Annotated in this window: 1 protein-coding gene and 1 pseudogene; both read right to left on the bottom strand. The window is 71.9% G+C overall.

The features are described 5' to 3' along the window. Positions 1-845, bottom strand: an 845-nt coding sequence (locus I53_RS15205) for a phosphopentomutase (RefSeq protein WP_251982329.1), incomplete at its 3' end; no start/stop codon positions are given. A gap of 2 nt (positions 846-847) precedes the next feature. Further along, positions 848-1187 (bottom strand): annotated as a pseudogene (locus I53_RS15200) (microcin ABC transporter ATP-binding protein); the annotation flags it as partial.

Genomic DNA, 1187 nt, shown 5'->3' with positions numbered 1-1187 from the left:
GCCGCCGTCCGCCGCATAGCGTTCCGCGTCGAGATGTTGAAGACGGTGTTGGGGAACATCATGTGGATGCCGCCATAGGGCTTCTCAGCCCACTCGCTCTCCGGCTTCTGCGATTCCTCCGCCGCGCTGACGTGCGGGAAGCCGAGGAAATCCTTGCGGTTGCCGGTCCGGCGGAAGCCCGCCTCCGCCGAGCCCACGAAGGGCCGGGCGATCACCCGGCAGACGCGGTAGGGGTCGCACAGCCGGCGCGCCACGCGGCACAGGTCGTAGAGCCGCTCCAGCCCGAACGCCTCCTCGTGGGCGGCGATCTGGAACACGCTGTCGGCCGAGGTGTAGCAGATCGGCTGGCCGGTCCGGACATGCGCGGCGCCCAGCGCGTCGATGATCGCGACGCCCGGCGCGTGGCAATCGCCCAGGATGCCCGGGATGCCGCCTTCCGTGATCAGCGCGCGGGTCAGCTCCGGCGGGAAGGCCGGCCGGGTGTCGGGGAAATGCCCCCAGGGCTCGGTCAGGGGCAGCCCGGCGATCTCCCAGTGACCGGAGGGCGTGTCCTTGCCGGCGGCCTTCTCCACCGCGTGGCCGTAGGCGCCCCACGGCGGCCCGGCCGGCGCGAGGTTCGGCGGGATGCGGCCCGAGGCGCCACCGGCCGCCAGTCCGAGCCCGAGTCCGGCGAGATGGGGCAGACGCAGCGGACCCGCGCGCAGCCCCGCCCGATCGCCGCTTCCCTCCGCGCAGCGCTCGGCGATATGCCCCAGCGTGTCGGAGCCGGCATCGCCGTAGCTCTCCGCATCCGGGGCCCCGCCCACGCCCACGGAGTCGAGGACGATGATGAGGGCGCGCGCCATGGTCAGGCGGATTCCAGCTCGGCGGGCGCGTCGCTCTCGAGGGCGAAGGCGGCCTTGAACAGGGCGCGGGTGTAGGGGGTCTGAGGATTCGCGAAGATCGACTCCGCAGGGCCTTCCTCGACCACGTGGCCGTTCTGCATGACGATCACGTAGTTGGCGAGGGCCCGCACCACCTTCAGGTCGTGGCTGATGAATAGGTAGGCGAGGCCGCGCTCGCGCTGGAGGTCGCGAAGCAGGGTCACGATCTGCGCCTGGACCGAGCGGTCGAGGGCCGAGGTCGGCTCGTCCAGGACGACGAAGCGGGGATTGAGGACCATGGCCCACGGGATGGCGATGCGCTGG

This window comes from Methylobacterium sp. B1 (genome assembly GCF_000333255.1).
Classification (GTDB): domain Bacteria; phylum Pseudomonadota; class Alphaproteobacteria; order Rhizobiales; family Beijerinckiaceae; genus Methylobacterium; species Methylobacterium fujisawaense.
Note: the sequence above shows the minus strand (reverse complement) of the source record. Positions and strands in the feature narration are given on the sequence as shown.